The organism is Listeria farberi, from assembly GCF_014229245.1.
Taxonomy (GTDB): domain Bacteria; phylum Bacillota; class Bacilli; order Lactobacillales; family Listeriaceae; genus Listeria; species Listeria farberi.
In genome coordinates this window covers 36,180-52,234 of sequence record NZ_JAARZJ010000007.1, presented here as the reverse complement: position 1 = coordinate 52,234, position 16,055 = coordinate 36,180, and the positions used below count along the sequence as shown (strand labels likewise).

Sequence of the window (16,055 nt, the reverse complement as noted above, 5' to 3'; positions counted from 1 at the left end):
GGAGGTGAAAGATTTTGCTTCAAGAAATGACAATTAAAAACTTTGCTATCATCGAATCGCTTTCTTTAACTTTTCAAGAAGGGATGACGGTACTAACTGGGGAGACCGGCGCTGGTAAATCAATTATTATTGATGCGCTTGGTCTTCTTGTTGGCGGACGCGGATCAGCTGATTTTATCCGTCACGGAGAGGAACGTCTAGAACTTCAAGGGCTTTTTGCGTTAGCAGAAGATAACCTTGCTTGTAGAAATGCTTTAATAGAGAATGGAATAGATGCTTCAGATGATATGGTCGTCCTAGAACGCAGCTTGTTTCGCTCAGGGAAAAATAGTTGCCGAATCAATGGGAAACTTGTCACTACTGTTCTATTACGCCAAATCGGTTCGAAGTTAATAGATATTCATAGTCAGCATGAGCACCAGGAATTGATGAACGAGGAGTTTCATCTATCGTTACTTGATCGGTTTGCTTCAGACAAAATGAAGCCAGAACTAACGAAGTACCAAATTAATTTTAAAGAATATCAAACTATTGAGAAAGAATGGCAAAATTGGACAAAAAACGAGCGAGAATTAGCACAACGGCTTGATATGCTTCGTTTTCAACAACAAGAAATTGAAAATGCTAATTTGCAAGCTGGTGAAGAAGATCGTTTATTAGAACAAAAAAACATCTTGGCTAATTTTGAAAAACTTAACGAAAATTTACAAGGTGCTTATGCGGCAATTCAAGGCGAGCCGGGCGGGCTTGAATTTATCGGGGAAGCGATGCGTCAAATGGAGATAGCTGCAAGTATTCATACGGATTATAAAGCAGTCAGTGAGGCCATTTCTTCTAGTTACTATATGTTAGAAGATAGCATGAGCCAAATTAGACAATCGCTTGATCAACTCGAATTCCAGCCAGAAGAACTTAATCAAATTGAATCGCGTTTAAATGATTTAAACCAATTAAAACGCAAATATGGTAAAACAATTGAAGATATCATCCAATACGAACAAGAAATAAGCAGCGAGATGGAAAAACTAACAGATAGTGAATCGCATGTAGGTCATTTAGAGACAAAATTAGCTACACTCAAAAAAGAACTAACAAAACAAGCAACTGCACTCACTGATATCCGTAAAAAAGCGGCAATCACGTTAGAAAAACAAATTAAACAAGAATTAAATCAACTTTATATGGAGAAAGCCATTTTTAGTGTGCGTTTTGAAGCAAACAAAATGGAACTAACAGAATCAGGACAAGATAGTGTCGTTTTCTATATGTCGACCAACCCAGGAGAGCCCTTAAAACCATTAGCAAAAATTGCCTCTGGCGGAGAGTTATCTAGAATGATGTTAGCTTTAAAAACTATCTTCTCTAGACATCAAGGCATTACATCGATTATTTTCGATGAAGTAGATACGGGGGTAAGTGGTCGCGTCGGTCAAGCAATTGCAGAAAAAATTTATGCTGTTTCAGTCGGCTCGCAAGTACTATGTATCAGTCATTTGCCTCAAGTTGCAGCAATGGCAAATCACCATTACTATATTACGAAAAAAGTCCAAAACAAACGCACAACGACTTCTGTTACAGTGCTAAAAGGAGAAGAAAAAGTAGAAGAAATTAGCCGAATGATTGCTGGAATAGAAGTGACAGAACTAACAAAACAACATGCAAAAGAAATGATTGAACAAGCGGAAAAAGTAAAACAAACATATTAAAAAACGAAATTGCTTGCATATCGAATAGTTTTTGCTTAAAATGAATAAGGTAGAAATTATTACCTGGTCATAAAAACAACTACTAATTCGAAATGCGGCTTTTTTGTGTGATAAAGGAGTTGTTTTTATGATAAAAAATAGATTTTTTTCAGAGGTAGCAGAAACAAGTTCATTTGTTTTTGCAGTAGCTGGCGCGGATGATGAAGTAGTATTAGAAACCATTCGTCTTGCATTAAAACAAAAACTAGGTAAATTTCTTTTATTTGGTAAGAAAGAAGACAAAACCTTAACGGCGAACGAAAGTGTTACGTGGATTCAAACGGATACAGCAGAAGCGGCAGCACAAGGCGCCATTTTAGCTGTGAAAAATAAAGAGGCAGACATTTTAGTAAAAGGGTTCATTCCAACAGCTACATTGATGCACCATGTATTAAAAAAAGAAAATGGCCTTCGTACGGACCAATTGTTGAGCCAAATTGCCATTTTTGATATTCCTGCTTATCACAAACCATTACTAATAACCGACTGCGCCATGAATGTAGCACCAAAAACAAAGGAAAAAATTGCTATCACAGAAAATGCTGTAGCAGTAGCTCATCAAATCGGTATCATTAATCCTAAAATTGCTCTACTTAGTGCCGTAGAAGAAGTTACAGCAAAAATGCCATCTACATTAGAAGCGCAGGAAGTTGTGCAGTATTTCGGAAATAAGATAGCTGTCACAGGTCCGTTAGCTCTTGATGTAGCTATTTCCAAAGAAGCAGCTCTCCATAAAGGAATAACGGATAGTTCAGCCGGCGAAGCAGACATTTTAATAGCGCCTAATATTGAAACTGGAAACGCACTTTACAAATCGTTAGTTTACTTTGCAGGAGCTAAAGTTGGCAGTGCAGTCGTTGGAGCGAAAGTACCTATTGTTATTTCTTCAAGAAATGATACACCTGAAAACAAATTAGCTTCATTCATACTGACTGTAAGACTAGTTAAGAAATGATGAAATAATGTGAATAGACGGACTTTAACAATCTGAATGCAAAGGCTTTTATTTGATTACAACCTACGTGTTACAATAGTCCATGGGAAAATGATAACCTACTGCATTTTTCACAATTAAATTTGGAGGAAAGCAAATGTCTTTTGATGTTTTAACCATAAATCCTGGTTCCACGTCTACCAAACTCGCTGTTTACCATGGCGATAAAGTACTTTTTGAAGAAACCGTCAGACACACATTGCAAGAACTAGCCGACTTTAATGATGTACAGGAACAATTTGATTTTAGGTGGCAAGTTCTACGTCGAGTGATTGATGCACATGGTTATGATGTAAAGAGATTACAAGCGGTAGTTGGAAGAGGTGGTTTACTTCGACCAGTTGCTGGCGGTACATATATGGTTACAGAGAAAATGATAGATGATTTAAAAGATAATAAATACGGAGAGCACGCCTCGAATCTAGGTGCAATGCTTGCGAAAAAAATAGCAGATGGACTTGCTATACCTAGTTTTATTGTGGATCCGGTTGTCGTGGATGAATTGCAGGAAATTGCAAGAATATCTGGAAATGCTTTTGTTACTAGGAAAAGTATTTTTCATGCATTAAATCATAAAGCGGCAGGTCGAAAAATTGCCAAAAAGCTAGGAAAAGAATATGAAAAAATGAATTTTGTTATTGCACATCTTGGTGGAGGAATTTCGGTCGCCGCTCATCGACAAGGAAAAGCAGTGGATGTGAATAATGCACTAGATGGGGATGGTCCTTTTAGTCCGGAACGTTCTGGTTCATTACCGATGAATGATTTTCTAGAAGCGTGTTTTAGCGGGAAATGGACAAAACGTGAGTTACATGAACTGATTGTTGGCCGTGGGGGAATGGTTTCATATTTAGGAACCAACAGCATGTTAGAAGTGGAAGCGAAAATACAAGCAGGAGATGAGAAAGCTATCGAAGCTTTTGATGCTATGGCTTATCAAGTAAGCAAAGAAATTGGCGCATGTTCTGTTGTCTTACAAGGTAAAATTGACGCCATTATTTTAACTGGCGGACTTGCGAGAAGTCAACTTTTTACAAGTAAAATTATCGAGCAAACAAACTGGATAACTAGTGTAATTATAGAACCAGGAGAAGACGAATTAGAAGCGCTAAATAGTGGTGTGCAACGTGTACTTGCTGGTCTTGAGAAAGAAAAAGTGTATTAAAAAGGAGGAGATAATGTGGCAACAGAATATGATGTAGTTATTCTTGGTGGAGGAACAGGCGGATACGTCGCAGCAATCCAGGCAGCTAAGAATGGCCAAAAAGTAGCAGTAGTGGAAAAAGGAAAAGTTGGAGGAACTTGTCTTCATCGAGGCTGTATTCCAACAAAAGCATTATTACGGTCAGCCGAAGTTCTGCAAACGGTGAAAAAAGCAAGTGAATTTGGTGTTTCTGTAGAAGGAACTGCTGGAATCAACTTTTTAAAAGCACAAGAAAGAAAACAGCAAATAGTTGATCAATTAGAAAAAGGAATCCATCAATTATTTAAACAAGGAAAAATCGACTTGTTTGTTGGAACGGGAACGATTTTAGGACCATCTATCTTTTCACCAACAGCTGGAACGGTTTCAGTCGAATTTGAAGATGGTTCTGAAAATGAAATGTTAATTCCTAAAAATTTAATTATTGCAACGGGCTCTAAACCACGTACATTAAATGGCTTAAGCATTGATGAAGAAAATGTTTTATCATCTGATGGAGCTCTCAATCTGGAAACTTTACCAAAATCAATTATTATTGTTGGTGGTGGAGTTATTGGGATGGAATGGGCGTCAATGATGCATGATTTTGGTGTGGAAGTTACGGTACTTGAATATGCAGACCGAATTTTACCAACCGAAGATAAAGAAGTGTCCAAAGAATTAGCAAGACTTTATAAAAAGAAAAAATTAAACATGCATACATCTGCTGAAGTTCAAGCAGCTAGTTATAAAAAAACAGAGACTGGCGTAGAAATTAAAGCAATCATTAAGGGCGAAGAACAAACTTTCACAGCAGATAAAATTCTCGTTTCTGTCGGTCGTTCAGCTAATACAGAAAATATTGGTCTACAAAACACGGATATCGCGACCGAAAATGGCTTTATCCAAGTAAATGATTTTTATCAAACGAAAGAAAGTCATATCTACGCGATTGGTGACTGCATTCCAACGATTCAACTTGCGCACGTTGCAATGGAAGAAGGAACGATTGCAGCCAACCATATTGTTGGAAAAGCGACTGAAAAACTTGACTACGACCTAGTTCCCCGCTGTATCTATACTTCTACAGAAATCGCAAGTGTCGGTATCACAGAAGAACAAGCAAAAGAACGCGGTCATGAAGTGAAAAAAGGTAAATTTTTCTTTCGTGGTATCGGGAAAGCACTCGTTTACGGAGAATCAGATGGCTTCATTAAAATTATTGCAGATAAAAAGACAGAGGATATCTTAGGCGTAAGCATGATTGGCCCTCATGTAACAGACATGATTAGCGAAGCCGCTTTAGCACAAGTTTTAAATGCAACGCCGTGGGAAGTGGGCAACACCATTCACCCACACCCAACTTTATCAGAAAGTTTTAGAGAAGCTGCCCTTGCTGTGGATGGTAATGCAATTCATGGGTAATACAGCTTTAAAGGAGGAACAAAAATGACTTTAAAAGAAGCAGGATTAACAGAAGATAAATTAATTAAAATGTATGAAACAATGTTAATGGCAAGAAGACTAGACGAGCGTATGTGGTTGCTTAACCGTTCTGGCAAAATTCCTTTTACCATTTCTGGACAAGGACAAGAAACAGCACAAATTGGCGCAGCATTCGCCTTTGATTTAGATAAAGATTACGCATTACCTTATTACCGAGATTTAGCAGTGGTGTTAGCATTTGGGATGACAGCAAAAGATATTATGTTATCTGCGTTCGCTAAAGCGGAAGATCCAAATTCTGGTGGTCGTCAAATGCCAGCTCACTTTGGTCAAAAATCAAACCGCATCGTGACACAAAGTTCACCTGTAACTACCCAGTTTCCACACGCAGCAGGTATTGGTCTTGCGGCGAAAATGGCTGGCGATGACATTGCAATTTATGCTTCAACAGGTGAAGGATCTTCTAACCAAGGAGATTTCCATGAAGGAATCAACTTCGCATCTGTACATAAGTTGCCAGTTGTTTTCGTTATTCACAATAACCAATATGCGATTTCTGTACCAGCATCAAAACAATATGCTGCAGAAAAACTATCGGACCGAGCAATCGGTTATGGTATTCCAGGTGAGCGTGTAGATGGCTCAAATATGGGAGAGGTATATACTGCCTTTAAACGTGCGGCCGATCGAGCAAGAAATGGCGAAGGACCAACATTAATCGAAACGGTTTCTTACCGCTTCACACCACATTCCTCTGATGACGATGACAGTAGCTATCGTTCAAAAGAAGAAGTAGACGAAGCAAAAGGAAAAGATCCACTGAAAATTTTTCAAAGAGAATTACTTGAAGAAGGTTACTTAACAGAAGAAATAATTGCTGAAATCGAAAAAAGTATTACTAAAGAAGTTAATGAAGCGACCGATTACGCGGAAAGTGCAGCATACGCTGAGCCAGAATCATCTTTACTTTATGTATACGATGAAGAAGCGAATAGCTGATTAGGAGGGAATTTGAATGCCAGTCATTTCATATATTGATGCAATAACAATGGCGCTTAAAGAAGAAATGGAGCGCGATGATAAAGTATTTATTTTAGGTGAAGATGTAGGAAAAAAAGGGGGCGTATTTAAAGCAACTGCTGGCCTATATGATGAGTTTGGTGAAGACCGAGTTCTTGATACACCACTTGCTGAATCCGCGATTGCCGGAGTCGGAATCGGAGCGGCGATGTATGGATACCGTCCAGTAGCAGAAATGCAGTTTGCTGACTTTATTATGCCGGCTGTTAACCAAATCATTTCAGAAGCTTCCAGAATTCGTTACCGTTCTAATAACGATTGGTCTTGCCCAATGGTTATTCGTGCACCTTTTGGCGGTGGGGTACACGGAGCACTTTATCATTCTCAATCAGTTGAAAAAGTGTTTTTTGGACAACCTGGTTTAAAAATTGTCGTACCATCTTCCCCGTATGATGCAAAAGGACTTTTAAAAGCAGCGATTCGCGACAATGATCCAGTTCTTTTCTTTGAACATAAACGTGCTTATCGTTTACTAAAAGGCGAAGTACCTGAAACGGATTATATTGTTCCCATTGGTGAAGCAAATGTTGTTCGTGAAGGTGACGATATTACAGTTATTACTTACGGACTTGCTGTTCAATTTGCCCAACAAGCTGCAGAACGTTTAGCAGCTGATGGTGTGGAAGCCCATATTCTTGATTTACGGACAATCTATCCATTAGACCAAGAAGCAATTATAGAAGCAACCAAAAAAACTGGCAAAGTACTTCTTGTAACAGAAGATAATAAGCAAGGAAGTATTATTAGTGAAGTAGCGGCAATTATTTCGGAACACTGTCTATTCGACTTAGACGCCCCGATTGCGAGACTCGCAGGACCAGATACACCAGCAATGCCTTTTGCACCAACGATGGAAAAACACTTTATGATCAATCCAGATAAAGTTGCGGATGCAATGAAAGAATTAGCGGAATTTTAGACCCGTTTTAAATTAAAGGAGTGAAGACCCGTGGCAGTTGAAAAAATCACCATGCCCAAATTAGGGGAAAGTGTAACAGAAGGAACGATTAGTTCATGGTTAGTTAAACCTGGCGATACAGTCGAAAAATATGATGCTATCGCGGAAGTTTTAACAGATAAAGTAACAGCAGAAATCCCATCTTCTTTTAGCGGGACAATTAAAGAAATTTTGGCAGAAGAAGATGAAACGCTTGAAGTGGGCGAGATTATTTGTACAATTGAAACAGCAGATGCAGGAAATTCTGATCCTGCTGAAGAAGTAGAACAAACAGAAGCAAAAGCCCCAGAAAAACAAGAAACAAAACAAGTGAAATTAGCAGAAGCACCAGCTAGTGGGAGATTTTCACCCGCCGTACTGCGAATTGCTGGTGAAAACAATATTGATTTATCCACTGTAGAAGGCACAGGTAAGGGTGGCCGAATTACAAGAAAAGATTTACTTCAAGTCATTGAAAACGGACCAGTAGCTACTAAACCAGAGGAATCAACAAACAGAGCACAAGAAAAAGCACCAACTGCTGCACCTGTTCGTTCTGCAGCTGGCGATAAAGAAATCCCAATCAATGGCGTAAGAAAAGCCATTGCTAAACATATGAGCGTAAGTAAACAAGAAATTCCGCATGCTTGGATGATGTTGGAAGTAGATGCAACTGGCCTTGTTCGTTACCGTAATGCAGTTAAAGATAGCTTTAAAAAAGAAGAAGGTTATTCGTTAACCTATTTTGCCTTTTTCATTAAAGCCGTTGCGCAAGCCTTGAAAGAATTCCCGCAACTTAATAGCACGTGGGCAGGCGATAAAATTATCGAACATGCGAATATTAATATTTCGATAGCTATCGCAGCTGGCGATTTATTGTATGTTCCAGTTATTAAAAATGCAGACGAAAAATCCATTAAAGGCATTGCTCGCGAAATAAGTGAACTTGCTGGAAAAGCGCGTATTGGTAAACTAAGTCAAGTCGATATGGAAGGCGGTACTTTCACTGTAAATAGTACAGGTTCATTTGGCTCTGTTCAATCAATGGGCATTATTAATCATCCCCAAGCAGCAATTCTTCAAGTGGAATCGATTGTTAAACGTCCTGTCATTATTGACGACATGATTGCTGTACGAGATATGGTGAACCTATGTCTATCCATCGATCACCGTATTTTAGACGGCTTACTAGCTGGTAAATTCTTACAAGCAATTAAAGCCAATGTCGAAAAAATTTCTAAAGAAAATACAGCATTGTATTAAAAATGTTTTAATCTAGGTTTAGCGGGTATTGTTTAGTACATCTAGATCCATACCCCTAAACTCCCTAGATGTCTTGGGTAGTACTTTCGGGTGCTGCTCTTTTTTTGAGGAGAAAAATAAAAAAAGTCTGAACCGAATCGGCCCAGACGTCGGATATTTATAAAAACATTAATACCCCGGTTAAAACACTTGATAATACAATCGCGATTAACATTAAAATAACGACAACGCGAACTACTTTTTTATTAGTCATTGCGGAAGAAAACTCCTCTCATAAAGCATTTCAGATATATCTATCTTACTTATAATTACAGCAAATTTCAAGTCATTTATTGATTTTTAAGCAAATAGGAAGAATGTAGGTGAAAAAATGATGATATCCAATGTAAAAAAATATTTTACTGAATTAATCCAAATTCCATCTGTTTCTGGAAATGAAACAGCCATTTTAACATATATAAAAAAACATCTAGCGAAATTAAACATCGAATATAGTTTGGATGAAAATTATGGTTTAATTGCGCGAATTCCTGCTACTAAAGAGAAATTCCCAACGCTTTTTTTCTGTAGTCATGTAGATACCCATCCGAATGCGATAGCACCAGTTTTTCAGGTGGAGCAGGATATATTTACGGCAGGGGAAGGCACTTTATTAGGTGCGGATGATAAAGCAGCAGTAGCAGCTATGTTAGCGGCTATTGATTATTTTTGTGCAGAACAAACGCCTCATGGGGAAATCGAATTTATTTTTACGGCGAAAGAAGAACTTGGCATGATTGGAATGCGATTATTTCCAGAAGAAAAAATTACAGCAGCATACGGTTACTGTTTAGATGCACCAGGTGAAGTCGGAAATTACCAACTTCAAGCAAATACATTAGTTGCATTAGAATTTACTATCTCAAGTTCTGATGCCGCTCAAATGTCGCCGATTTCTATAGCTAGAATGGCGTTACATGCCACACGACCAGGCAGAATTGACCGCGAAAACAAGTGGGAAATTCAGTCTTTTTCTGGTGGGATAAATGATGAAAATCAACAAGATGCTCAATTAGAAGTTCTTTTCACCTCAGCGGCAAGCTTTCGTAAAGCACTTTTACATATTCAACTCATTAGAGAACGGTTTGCGCAAACTTGTGAGAAATACGGTGCTCTCTTGTCGAATGATACAAAATTAATTTATGAAGGGTACCAAATTCGCTCCAAGCATCCGCTAATGAATATTTTTCAAAAAGCAGCTGGAAAACAATCATTACAAGTGAGGGAAATCTTTTTAGAGGGTGGGACAGATGCGAACGTGCTAAATGAAAAAGGCATTCCAACCATGCTCTTATCAGCAGGATATGAAAATGCACACTCAGAAAAAGAAACTATTTCCGTAAAACAGTTAGAAAAACTTACACAACTCATCATTGACTTAGCTGAATCCGCAAAAAATGAGAAAATTCTCTTCAGAAAACTAAATTAGTGAAAAAAAGTCAAATAATTCGGATTGATTCATTGTCCAAGAAGCAATTCTTTGATATAGTAAATGATGTTGATACTTTTATGTGTCATGTTGAAGTAAGACAGATTTTTCTGCCTTAATAAACCGGAAAGGAAGAAGTGCAAAATGGCAAAACAAGAAATTGGCGTTATAGGAATGGGCGTTATGGGTCGGAACTTGGCTCTAAACATTGAAAGCCGCGGTCATACAGTATCTATCTTTAACCGCTCGACTGAAAAAACGAAAGCAGTTATGGAAGAAAATGCGGACAAAAAATTAGTACCAACTTATAGTTTAGAGGAATTTGTCGAATCTCTTGAAGTGCCTCGCCGTATCCTTATTATGGTAAAAGCTGGCGATGCTACAGATATGATGATTGAAGCAGTTAAACCTTTCTTAAATGAAGGCGATATTTTAATTGATGGCGGTAATGCTTTCTTCAAAGATACGATTCGTCGTAACAAAGAACTTAGTGAAGAAGGATTTAACTTCATCGGAACTGGTGTATCAGGCGGAGAAGAGGGCGCGCTGAAAGGTCCTTCTATCATGCCAGGTGGTCAACGTAAGGCATATGACCTGGTAGCACCTATTTTACGTGAAATTGCTGCAGTAGCAGACGGGGAACCGTGTGTGACTTATATTGGTCCAGATGGTGCCGGACATTACGTTAAAATGGTGCATAATGGTATCGAATACGGCGATATGCAATTAATCGCAGAAGCTTACACTATTTTGAAAGAAATTGGCGGATTAAGCCATGATGAACTTGCTGACGTATTTGAAGAATGGAATAACGGGGAATTAGATAGCTATTTAATCGAAATCACTAAAAATATTCTAAAAGTAAAAGACGAAGAAACAGGCAAACCAATTGTCGACGTTATTCTTGATAAAGCTGGACAAAAAGGAACTGGTAAATGGACTAGCCAAAGCGCACTTGACTTAGGCGTTCCACTTTCCTTAATTACCGAATCTGTATTTGCTCGTTACATCTCTGCACTTAAAGATGAACGCGTTTATGCAAGTACTGTTTTATCTGGACCATCTAATTATCGTTTTGAAGGCGACAAGAAAGAATTTGTTGAGTCTGTTCGTCGCGCGCTTTACTTCAGCAAAATCGCATCTTATGCACAAGGTTTTGCACAAATGAGAGCAGCTAGCGAAGAAAACGATTGGGACTTACAATACGGCGAAATCGCGAAAATTTTCCGCGCTGGTTGTATTATCCGTGCTCGTTTCTTACAAAAAATTACTGATGCATATAACAAAGATAAAAACCTTAAAAACTTACTACTAGATCCATATTTCAAAGATATTGCCCATAACTACCAAGGCGATCTTCGTACAGTTGTTGCAGAAGCAGTCAAAGCTGGTATTCCAGTACCAACATTTACTGCAGCAATCAGCTATTATGATAGCTATCGTTCTGAAGTATTATCTGCAAATCTAATTCAAGCTCAACGCGACTACTTTGGTGCTCATACGTATGAAAGAGTTGACAAACCAGGTGTATTCCATACAGAATGGCCAGAAGTAGAAGATTGATGAAAGATAAGGCATCCACTTTAATGAGTGGGTGCCTTTTTTATGAGATTTGAATTAGTAAATCATGGTAAAGTGCTAAAAAATAGTGAAAATATCTATTTATGCGCTGTTATTAGTTGTTTTTGAGCTAAAGTTCGTTACAATAGTAATAGGAATGTAGTGTAATGACCGAAAGAGAGGGTTAGGCCAAATGAATAGAATATTAATCGTAGAAGATGAAAAGAACTTAGCGCGCTTTATTGAACTAGAACTTCAGCATGAAAACTATGAAACAGCGGTCGCTAATGATGGACGTGCTGGACTGGAACTCGCACTAAATGAAGAATGGGACGCTATTTTACTCGATCTAATGTTGCCACATTTAAATGGTGTAGAAGTTTGTCGTCGTGTACGTCAAGTGAAACAAACACCCATTATTATGATAACCGCACGTGACTCTGTGATTGATCGTGTATCTGGACTGGATCACGGAGCAGATGATTATATCGTTAAACCATTTGCGATTGAAGAATTACTTGCACGTCTGCGTTCGTTGTTACGCCGGGTAGAAAATGCAGAACAATCAGCTAAACAAACAACGCTACAATACCGCAACTTAATCGTTGAAAAAGAAAATCGGATTGTAAAACGCGATGAAGAAATTATTGATTTAACAAAACGCGAGTATGAACTACTACTTACTTTAATGGAAAATGTCAATATCGTTCTTACTCGAGAAGTATTACTCAACAAAGTATGGGGTTACGAAACGGAAGTAGAAACGAATGTAGTAGATGTGTATGTTCGTTACTTGCGAAATAAAATTGATCATCCTGACGAAGAAAGTTACATCCAAACAGTTCGCGGGACAGGGTATGTGATGCGTACATGACGACTAGCCCATTTTCCTTAAAAAGTCGTTCTTTGAAATTTAAATGGACTTTTGGAGCTAGTGCAGCAATTTTTCTAACCTTTTTCTTATTTTCCTATGCCATTTACCAAGGAATTGGGCAAATGTTGCTAAATGAAGAAGAACCAGAAGTAAAAGAACTGCTTCTAGCAACAACAAGTACATTAACGAATCAAGATCTGAGTGATAATGAGGAAATTAAATATTTATTCAATAATGATAAAACCGTTAACCGCAAACTCCAAGATCAAGTGATTAATTTATATGATAAAGATGGGCATTTTATTAATAAATATTATTTTTCAAGAAATCAAGATATTACTAGCATTGATTTTTCACAGTATTTTGTTAGCGGGACAGATAAGTTTATAATGAACAAACCAACAATCGATGGGCAGAAGATGATGACGGCGCAAATGCCGATTGTAGCAGATGATAATACGACTGTTATTGGCTATGCACAGGTGGTAAATCCGCTTACTTCTTATAATCGGATGATGGACCGGCTTTTAGTTACGATGATCTTACTTGGGGCAGTGGCGCTCTTTATTAGTGGGATGCTCGGCTACTTACTAGCACAAAATTTCTTAAACCCACTAACTCGTCTAGCTCGAACTATGAATGATATACGTAAAAATGGTTTTCAAAAACGAATCGAAACGAAAACGAATTCCAGAGATGAAATTGGCGAATTGACCGTTGTTTTTAATGATATGATGACCCGAATCGAAACTAGTTTTGAACAGCAAAAGCAATTCGTTGAAGATGCTTCTCATGAACTTCGGACGCCAGTTCAAATCATGGAAGGGCACTTGAAATTACTAACTCGGTGGGGAAAAGATGACCCTGCGGTACTGGATGAATCGCTAAATGCTTCTTTAACGGAATTAGAACGTATGAAAAAATTAGTACAAGAAATGCTCGATTTATCAAGAGCAGAACAGATTTCGCAAACGAAAGAATTACAAATTACGGATGTAAATGCAACAGTAGAGCAAGTAAGGCGTAATTTTGAAGTGATGTATGAAAATTTCACTTTTAGTTTAAAAGAAGATGATACTGATTTACGAGCGCTTATTCAGCACAATCATTTAGAGCAGATTTTAATTATTATTATGGATAATGCCGTGAAATATTCAGGTGATGGAACGGAAGTGGATATGCATGTCTATAAAGAGCAAAAGCAAATCCATATTGATGTGCGTGATTACGGGGAAGGTATCTCACAGGAAGAGATTGATAAGATATTTAATCGTTTTTATCGTGTAGATAAAGCTAGAAGTCGCGAGAAAGGTGGTAATGGTCTCGGACTTGCGATTGCTAAACAATTAGTCGAGGGATATTTAGGAACGATTAATGCGGTTAGTGAACCAGATAAAGGTACAACGATTAAAATTACACTTCCTTACATTGAACCAAAATCCAAATAGAAAACCCGCAACCTTATGACGAGGTTGCGGGTTTTTTTTATTTTTCTTTCTTTTGTTCTTCCACGATTTGCTCGAATTCTTTTTCTTCTTGTTCCATTACTTTAATTTCTGGATGTTTATTCATATACAGTTTTTTCGTTAGTAATGTTTGGCCAGCTAAGAAGAGCCCGCCGACAGCCCAGTATAAAGCTAGAGCAGAAGGAGCTGTGAAGGAGACAAATAAAATCATAATAGGTGACATTAAGCCGATAATTTTCATTTGTTTCTTTTGTTCAGGTGAATAGCCAATCATCGAAACAAAATATTGTGCTAGGTAGACAAGCCCAGCGATTATCGCAAGAACCATATCAGGTGAACCTAAGTTAAACCACAAAAATGTATGGCTAGCGATTTCGGAAGAGCCGCGAATGGCATAATAAAACGCCATCAGAATCGGCATTTGAATAAGTAATGGCAAACAACCCATTTGCATTGGATTGATATTATACTTGGAATAAACAGCCATCATTTCTTTTTGGATATTTGCTTGTTCCTCTTTCGATGTAGCACGTTTTAAACGAGCTTGAATTTCATCAATTTCTGGTTTAGCAACAGCCATTTTGGATTGCATACCCATTTGCGCTTTAGCAGTACGTAAGTTTAGTGGCATAATTAGTGCGCGAATAAGTAAAGTTGTAATAATAATCGCGACTCCATAATTATCGCCTACAAACGATGCAACGAACATAATAAAGCTAGTAAATGGTTGAATAAGGTAGGTACTGAAAAAACCATCTGTATTTTGTGATGGATCCAAACTACAACCTGTAAGTAATAGTAAAGCACCAAGTAAAACGCTAATTAAAATAATATTTTTCTTTTTCAATGTTTCATTTTCCTCCTAAATAGTAAAATAATTATTTCATCTGTTGGAAAATGAAAAACTGTCTTCATCATCAGTAATAGCGCTACATTTCCGAGTTATAGCCAACCAATTAATAACAAAATTAGGTGAGGTTCTAACAAAACATGCTCGAAGTAAAGTCTTAACTGGCTTTAAGCAGGTAGCGTCAGCGGGTAGCACCATTTTCGGTTTTAATAACGTAATTGCTGACCAATAACTGAAAATCGTCAACATTAATAAAAACGTCACTGTGAGTGAAATGAATTCTGGTTCAAGTAAAATTTGCAAAATGGAAATCATGCCACGCAGTCGCTCCTTTCAATGTTTTAATACTCATTAACTATAATGCAAAAAGAGCGATAGCACAACTACTAATTTTGGGATTTTAGTAAACGATATCAAATGTTTTTCGTTCTTCTACAGGGGCGCCTTTGTATATATAAACATGTTCGATACGACAACCAGGTGAAGGGCCTTTCTTAATAGCATCAATGAATTTATTTAAGTTTTCTTCTTCCGCAATTGCATGGATTTCTACGGAACCATCCTCTAAATTTTTCACTGTTCCACTAATATCATATTTGTAAGCGACGTGTTTGGTTGTGTAACGAAATCCAACACCTTGCACAAATCCAGTTACTCTCAAAATCGCTGTATCTCTAGCCATGGCGAAACCAACTCCTTTTATTTTTCCTTACTACTAGTGTATCTTTTTTTGGTGTTACTTTCAAAAATTTGCATTCCAGTATTTCAGGAAAGCTTATGCTATAATAAGTGTATTATATTTACTGTTGGGAGTTTTTGATATGACAAAATGGAATGTCTATCTAACGAAAGGAGAATACGAGCCTTGGTGGTTTTTCGAAGAGTGGGAAACATCCATTCAAGAGGAATTCTCTTTTTCGAGTAAAGAAGCAGCTTTTCTGAAGTACCAAGAACTAGCAGAAGCATTACTGCAAAATTATCCCAAACATCAAACAAAAAAAGATTGTTTGTTAGCAGCTTGGAATGAAGAAGAAGTAGAGTACTGCGAGGATTGTGAAGATGATATTCAAACATTTCATGGGCTGATTTTATTTTTTGAAGGAGAAGTATATCAGCCAACTCTAGAAGAAAAAGAAACGATTTTTAAACAAGTTTTAACGTTTGCTTGAGGTGAAAAGAAATTTGGAGG

Annotated in this window: 16 protein-coding genes; 12 read left to right on the top strand and 4 right to left on the bottom strand. The window is 37.7% G+C overall.

The genetic code is table 11. From position 1 onward, the window contains the following. Window positions 1–14: 14 nt before the first annotated feature. The 7 genes from recN to HCB45_RS07560 all read left to right on the top strand — a co-directional run bounded on the left by recN (window position 15) and on the right by HCB45_RS07560 (window position 8,648). Entirely contained in the window at window positions 15–1,706 is a 1,692-nt protein-coding gene (gene recN / locus HCB45_RS07590) for a DNA repair protein RecN (RefSeq protein WP_185318699.1), read from the top strand. A 127-nt stretch (window positions 1,707–1,833) separates the two neighbouring features. Beyond that, window positions 1,834–2,700 carry a phosphate acyltransferase gene (locus HCB45_RS07585; protein ID WP_185318700.1) on the top strand — a complete coding sequence of 289 codons (867 nt, stop codon included), beginning with the start codon at window positions 1,834–1,836 and terminating at the stop codon, window positions 2,698–2,700. A 136-nt stretch (window positions 2,701–2,836) separates the two neighbouring features. Then, complete coding sequence (gene buk, locus HCB45_RS07580) at window positions 2,837–3,904, top strand: butyrate kinase (RefSeq protein WP_185318701.1); 1,068 nt, start codon at window positions 2,837–2,839, stop codon at window positions 3,902–3,904. A gap of 15 nt (window positions 3,905–3,919) precedes the next feature. Next, on the top strand, window positions 3,920–5,347 hold the full coding sequence (gene lpdA, locus HCB45_RS07575; protein ID WP_185318702.1) for a dihydrolipoyl dehydrogenase: 1,428 nt from the start codon (window positions 3,920–3,922) through the stop codon (window positions 5,345–5,347). A gap of 24 nt (window positions 5,348–5,371) precedes the next feature. Then, window positions 5,372–6,367: a thiamine pyrophosphate-dependent dehydrogenase E1 component subunit alpha gene (locus HCB45_RS07570; protein WP_185607737.1), complete on the top strand. Its 996-nt coding sequence runs from the start codon at window positions 5,372–5,374 to the stop codon at window positions 6,365–6,367. A 16-nt stretch (window positions 6,368–6,383) separates the two neighbouring features. Beyond that, the gene (locus HCB45_RS07565) at window positions 6,384–7,367 is read left to right on the top strand and encodes an alpha-ketoacid dehydrogenase subunit beta (protein ID WP_185318704.1); all 984 of its coding nucleotides are present in this window, start codon (window positions 6,384–6,386) and stop codon (window positions 7,365–7,367) included. Between the two features lie 30 nt (window positions 7,368–7,397). Further along, window positions 7,398–8,648, top strand: coding sequence for a dihydrolipoamide acetyltransferase family protein (locus tag HCB45_RS07560; RefSeq protein ID WP_185607738.1), 1,251 nt, complete (start codon window positions 7,398–7,400; stop codon window positions 8,646–8,648). A 157-nt stretch (window positions 8,649–8,805) separates the two neighbouring features. Here the strand turns inward: HCB45_RS07560 and prli42 are convergent, their stop codons facing one another. Beyond that, on the bottom strand, window positions 8,806–8,901 hold the full coding sequence (gene prli42 / locus HCB45_RS07555; RefSeq protein WP_003722501.1) for a stressosome-associated protein Prli42: 96 nt from the start codon (window positions 8,899–8,901) through the stop codon (window positions 8,806–8,808). 117 nt (window positions 8,902–9,018) lie between these two features. On the opposite strand from prli42, the gene HCB45_RS07550 reads away from it, so the two are divergent. The 4 genes from HCB45_RS07550 (at window position 9,019) to HCB45_RS07535 (ending at window position 13,998) form a co-directional block, all read left to right on the top strand. After that, window positions 9,019–10,116 carry a M20/M25/M40 family metallo-hydrolase gene (locus HCB45_RS07550; RefSeq protein WP_185607739.1) on the top strand — a complete coding sequence of 366 codons (1,098 nt, stop codon included), beginning with the start codon at window positions 9,019–9,021 and terminating at the stop codon, window positions 10,114–10,116. 144 nt (window positions 10,117–10,260) lie between these two features. Further along, on the top strand, window positions 10,261–11,679 hold the full coding sequence (gene gnd, locus HCB45_RS07545; RefSeq protein ID WP_185607740.1) for an NADP-dependent phosphogluconate dehydrogenase: 1,419 nt from the start codon (window positions 10,261–10,263) through the stop codon (window positions 11,677–11,679). A gap of 190 nt (window positions 11,680–11,869) precedes the next feature. Then, complete coding sequence (locus HCB45_RS07540) at window positions 11,870–12,550, top strand: response regulator transcription factor (protein ID WP_003719652.1); 681 nt, start codon at window positions 11,870–11,872, stop codon at window positions 12,548–12,550. Continuing rightward, the gene (locus tag HCB45_RS07535) at window positions 12,547–13,998 is read left to right on the top strand and encodes a HAMP domain-containing sensor histidine kinase (RefSeq protein WP_185318708.1); all 1,452 of its coding nucleotides are present in this window, start codon (window positions 12,547–12,549) and stop codon (window positions 13,996–13,998) included. The genes HCB45_RS07540 and HCB45_RS07535 overlap by 4 nt, the downstream gene beginning before the upstream one ends. A gap of 37 nt (window positions 13,999–14,035) precedes the next feature. Here the strand turns inward: HCB45_RS07535 and HCB45_RS07530 are convergent, their stop codons facing one another. From HCB45_RS07530 to HCB45_RS07520, 3 genes are all read right to left on the bottom strand, one after another. After that, window positions 14,036–14,863 (bottom strand): membrane protein insertase YidC, encoded by an 828-nt coding sequence (locus HCB45_RS07530; RefSeq protein ID WP_185318709.1) that lies wholly within the window; start codon window positions 14,861–14,863, stop codon window positions 14,036–14,038. Window positions 14,864–14,899: 36 nt separating this feature from the next. Then, entirely contained in the window at window positions 14,900–15,181 is a 282-nt protein-coding gene (locus HCB45_RS07525; protein ID WP_185318710.1) for a hypothetical protein, read from the bottom strand. A gap of 85 nt (window positions 15,182–15,266) precedes the next feature. Then, on the bottom strand, window positions 15,267–15,548 hold the full coding sequence (locus tag HCB45_RS07520; protein ID WP_185607741.1) for an acylphosphatase: 282 nt from the start codon (window positions 15,546–15,548) through the stop codon (window positions 15,267–15,269). A 139-nt stretch (window positions 15,549–15,687) separates the two neighbouring features. Here HCB45_RS07520 and HCB45_RS07515 point away from each other — a divergent pair, with 139 nt between their 5' ends. Then, window positions 15,688–16,035, top strand: coding sequence for a DUF1033 family protein (locus tag HCB45_RS07515; protein ID WP_185318711.1), 348 nt, complete (start codon window positions 15,688–15,690; stop codon window positions 16,033–16,035). The last annotated feature ends 20 nt before the right edge of the window (window positions 16,036–16,055 follow it).

Coding starts and splice junctions, on each gene's coding strand:
- HCB45_RS07570 (WP_185607737.1), top strand. CDS start 5,372: ATGACTTTAAAAGAAGCAGGATTAACAGAAGATAAATTAATTAAAATG.
- HCB45_RS07540 (WP_003719652.1), top strand. CDS start 11,870: ATGAATAGAATATTAATCGTAGAAGATGAAAAGAACTTAGCGCGCTTT.
- HCB45_RS07535 (WP_185318708.1), top strand. CDS start 12,547: ATGACGACTAGCCCATTTTCCTTAAAAAGTCGTTCTTTGAAATTTAAA.
- buk (WP_185318701.1), top strand. CDS start 2,837: ATGTCTTTTGATGTTTTAACCATAAATCCTGGTTCCACGTCTACCAAA.
- HCB45_RS07550 (WP_185607739.1), top strand. CDS start 9,019: ATGATGATATCCAATGTAAAAAAATATTTTACTGAATTAATCCAAATT.
- HCB45_RS07585 (WP_185318700.1), top strand. CDS start 1,834: ATGATAAAAAATAGATTTTTTTCAGAGGTAGCAGAAACAAGTTCATTT.
- prli42 (WP_003722501.1), bottom strand. CDS start 8,901: ATGACTAATAAAAAAGTAGTTCGCGTTGTCGTTATTTTAATGTTAATC.
- HCB45_RS07520 (WP_185607741.1), bottom strand. CDS start 15,548: ATGGCTAGAGATACAGCGATTTTGAGAGTAACTGGATTTGTGCAAGGT.
- HCB45_RS07565 (WP_185318704.1), top strand. CDS start 6,384: ATGCCAGTCATTTCATATATTGATGCAATAACAATGGCGCTTAAAGAA.
- HCB45_RS07515 (WP_185318711.1), top strand. CDS start 15,688: ATGACAAAATGGAATGTCTATCTAACGAAAGGAGAATACGAGCCTTGG.
- gnd (WP_185607740.1), top strand. CDS start 10,261: ATGGCAAAACAAGAAATTGGCGTTATAGGAATGGGCGTTATGGGTCGG.
- HCB45_RS07525 (WP_185318710.1), bottom strand. CDS start 15,181: ATGATTTCCATTTTGCAAATTTTACTTGAACCAGAATTCATTTCACTC.